Below are 3,422 nucleotides of genomic sequence, written 5' to 3'. Positions count from 1 at the left end.
GGGGACCCGCCGTCGTGACGTGCGCACTGCGCGGACCTGGGCGGGCGCCGTGGTGGCGTGCGAGACATCACGCACGGCGCGCGACGGTCACTCCGCGGCGAGGATGTCCACGACGAAGACCAGCGTCTGCCCGGCCAGCTCGTTGTCCGCGCTCTTCTCGGCGCCGTACGCCTGGTCCGCAGGGATCACCAGCAGCACCTGGCTGCCGACGGTCTGCCCGGTGAGGCCCTCGGTCCAGCCCTTGATGACCTGCTGGAGGGAGAACGACGCCGGGGCGCCGCGGTCCCAGGACGAGTCGAACTGCTTGCCGTCGAGCGTCCAGCCCGTGTAGTGCGCCGTGACGGTCTGCGTGTTCTTGACCTTGGCGCCGTCGCCCTTGATGAGGGTCTGGGCGACGAGGTCCTTCGGCGCTTTGTAGCCGGCGGGGATCTTCACGGACGGCTTGCCGGAGTCGTCGAGCGTCACGGTGGGCAGGCCTGCGGCCGGCTTGACGGCCTCGCCCTCGGCGCGCGTCGGGATCTTCGTCGCGTCGGTCACCTCGACGAGGTTGACGACGGTGACGGCCTTGCCCTGCTGGTCCTGCGACGGGAAGGCGACCAGCACGCGCGACCCGACCTTCTGGCCGGTGAGCGGCTCGGTGAGGACGCCGTAGTTCGTGTCGCCCAGCACGAAGCTCGCGGGCTGCTTCGTCTTCCAGGTCGAGGTCTGGCTCGTGCCGTCGGCACCGAGGTAGTTCACGAAGTCGATCGTGACCTGCATGCCCTCGGAGAGCTCGGCACCGTCGCCCTCGTCGACGACGCGGGACGTCGGCACGGAGACCTCGAGCGGCGACTTGAAGCTCACCTGGGGCTCCTTGCCGGCGTCGCCCGTCACCTTGACGGCGTCGAGCGCGGCGACGTCCTCCTTGGTCGGCTTCGGCGCCTCGGTGGCCGGGGACGACGACGCGGACGCGGACGGCGTGGCGCCGTCGCCGGAGTCGTCGGCGCAGGCGGTCAGGGTCAAGGCCGTGGCCAGCGCCAGCGCGGCTGCGGCGGCGGACGTGCGGAGCTTCACGGAGTGTCCTTCGGTCGGCGGGTCGAACCGGGACACTGTAACGGCCCCACCTGACCGCGCCGTCCAGGCTTCGGCCGACGAACGACCGCTCCGCGCGACAATGGGTGCCATGCCGTCCAGCCGTCCCTCCCGCAAGCGCCCCTGGGGCGCGTCGCCCCCGCCGCTCGACCTCGACCGTGCCCTGGGCGGGGTGCGGCGGGAGAGCGCCGCGGACGGCGAGTGGACGGTGCGGCGGCTGCGCGGCGGGGACAAGGCGTACCGCTGCCCCGCGTGCCGGCAGGAGATCCCGCCGGGCACGCCGCACGTGGTCGCGTGGCAGCGGGACGTCGTCGGGGGAGAGGCCGCGGGCCTGGACGACCGCCGGCACTGGCACTCGTCCTGCTGGGAGCGCCGGGACCGGCTGCGCTGATCCACTGCGCTGATCCACTGCGCTGATCCACTGCGCTGATCCACTGCGCTGAGCCAAGGGTCCCTAGGGAGAGCGGCACGCGGACCGGCCAGGACCGCCGGGCGGAACTACGCTGGGCCGTGATGAACGACATCTCCGCCGCTGCCCCCGCCGACGAGGCCACGGGCCACCAGATCCGCTCGCTCACGATGCTCCCCGCACGGCGCGAGGACGTCGAGCTGCACACCGCGGACGGGCTCACGCTCGTCGGCGAGCTGGCCAGGCCGGCCGACCGCGACCCGGTCGCGACCCTCCTGACGTTCCACCCCCTGCCCACGCACGGCGGGTACATGGACTCGCACGTGTACCGCAAGGCGGCCTGGCGTCTGCCGGCCCTCGCCGACCTCGCGGTGCTGCGGTTCAACACGCGCGGGACCTCGTCGCCCCGCGGCACCTCGGAGGGTGCGTTCGACGGCGGGGACGCCGAACGGTTCGACGTCGCCGCGGCGATCGAGCTCGCCGAGTTCCGCGAGCTGCCGCGCCCGTGGCTCGTCGGCTGGTCGTTCGGCACCGAGCTCGTCCTCAAGCACGGCGCCGACCCGAGCGTCGAGGGGGCGATCCTGCTGTCCCCGCCGCTGCACCGCGCCACCGACGAGGACCTCGACCGCTGGGCCGACTTCGGCCGCCCGCTGGTGGTCCTGGTCCCCGAGCACGACGACTACCTGCGCCCCGACGAGGCTCGGCGCCGGTTCGCGCGCGTGCCGCAGGCCGAGGTGATCGGCGTCGACGGCGCGAAGCACCTGTGGGTGGGGGAGCCGGCGGTGCGCCGGGTGCTCGACGAGATCGTGGGGCACGTGCTGCCCGGTCATGCCCCGCTGCCCACGCACTACGACGGCACCGTGGAGCAGGCCACGTCCGTGCCGAGCTGAGCCGAACCACCCGCGACGACCGATCCGGCGAAGACGAGGAGTCGACGATGACCACCAGCCCTGGGCCCCTGGCGACCTCTGTGCTCCATGAGGGGGCGGGGACGCCGATCCTGCTGCTGCACGGGTTCCCGCTCGACCATCGCATGTGGGCGGCGGCGGCCGGGGCCCTGCCGGAGGGGGTGCGCGCCATCGGCGTGGACCTGCCCGGCCAGGGTCACTCCGACCTCGGCGGGATGGCGCCGCGGCTCGAGGACGTCGCCGACGCGGTGTACCGCACGATGCGCGAGCAGGGGGAGGGCAACGCCGTCGTCGTCGGCCTCTCGATGGGCGGCTATGTGGCGCTCGCCCTGGCCGAGCGGCACCCCGGGTTCGTCGTCGGGCTCGGGCTCGTCGACACCAAGTCGACCGCCGACCTCGAGGCCGCCCGCGCCAACCGCCTGCGGATCGCGGCCGCCGTCACCGCGGAACAGACCCTCGACCCGGTCCTCAGCATGCCGGGCACTCTGCTGGGGTCGACCAGCACGCAGCAGCGCCGCCACCTGTACCCGCAGCTGGAGTCGTGGATCCGGTCCCAGTCGCCGTCCGGCGTCGCGTGGGCGCAGCGAGCGATGGCGGCCCGCCCGGACCGGACGGACGTGCTGCGCAGCTTCGACGGCCCGGTCGCGGTGGTCGTCGGTGCGGAGGACCAGGTGACGCCGCTCGTGGAGGCGGAGCACATGGTGCACGCGGCCCGCGACGGCGCGCTCACGGTGGTGCCCGCCACCGGGCACATGAGCCCGGTCGAGGACCCCGCCACGGTGGCGGCCGCCCTCGCCCTGCTGCACCGGCGCGTGTCGGAGCGCACGAGCCGCCCGCGCTGGCCTTGGCAGACCCGTCCGGCGTCGAGCGTCTGAAGGCCGGCCGGCGGACACACCGAAGGCCCGACACACCGAAGGCCGTACACGCCGAGGGCCGGCCCCCCCCGGGGGTGGGCGGCCCGCGGCGTGCGCGGGGCGGGGAGGGCGGGGGGGCGGCCCCGGCCAGCGGGTCGGGGGGCGGCGCGGCGGGCCGCC

The 3,422-nt window shown here is 74.5% G+C and carries 4 protein-coding genes; 3 read left to right on the top strand and 1 reads right to left on the bottom strand.

From position 1 onward, the window contains the following. Positions 1-87: 87 nt before the first annotated feature. Entirely contained in the window at positions 88-1,053 is a 966-nt protein-coding gene (locus ACFT55_RS19700) for an FKBP-type peptidyl-prolyl cis-trans isomerase (protein WP_380245545.1), read from the bottom strand. 109 nt (positions 1,054-1,162) lie between these two features. Here ACFT55_RS19700 and ACFT55_RS19695 point away from each other — a divergent pair, with 109 nt between their 5' ends. The 3 genes from ACFT55_RS19695 (at position 1,163) to ACFT55_RS19685 (ending at position 3,263) form a co-directional block, all read left to right on the top strand. After that, positions 1,163-1,462 (top strand): hypothetical protein, encoded by a 300-nt coding sequence (locus ACFT55_RS19695; RefSeq protein WP_380245543.1) that lies wholly within the window; start codon positions 1,163-1,165, stop codon positions 1,460-1,462. 122 nt (positions 1,463-1,584) lie between these two features. Beyond that, positions 1,585-2,370, top strand: coding sequence for an alpha/beta hydrolase (locus tag ACFT55_RS19690; RefSeq protein WP_380245542.1), 786 nt, complete (start codon positions 1,585-1,587; stop codon positions 2,368-2,370). A gap of 47 nt (positions 2,371-2,417) precedes the next feature. After that, positions 2,418-3,263 carry an alpha/beta fold hydrolase gene (locus ACFT55_RS19685; RefSeq protein WP_380245541.1) on the top strand — a complete coding sequence of 282 codons (846 nt, stop codon included), beginning with the start codon at positions 2,418-2,420 and terminating at the stop codon, positions 3,261-3,263. Positions 3,264-3,422 lie beyond the last annotated feature (159 nt).

The sequence above is a fragment of the Isoptericola sp. NPDC057191 genome, from assembly GCF_042670225.1.
In the GTDB taxonomy this organism is placed as follows: domain Bacteria; phylum Actinomycetota; class Actinomycetes; order Actinomycetales; family Cellulomonadaceae; genus Isoptericola.
This window is presented reverse-complemented; position numbering and strand designations above follow the sequence as displayed.

What these genes read in the sequence shown, in the direction of transcription:
- ACFT55_RS19695 (WP_380245543.1), top strand. Translation starts at nt 1,163, where the DNA reads ATGCCGTCCAGCCGTCCCTCCCGCAAGCGCCCCTGGGGCGCGTCGCCC.
- ACFT55_RS19690 (WP_380245542.1), top strand. Translation starts at nt 1,585, where the DNA reads ATGAACGACATCTCCGCCGCTGCCCCCGCCGACGAGGCCACGGGCCAC.
- ACFT55_RS19685 (WP_380245541.1), top strand. Translation starts at nt 2,418, where the DNA reads ATGACCACCAGCCCTGGGCCCCTGGCGACCTCTGTGCTCCATGAGGGG.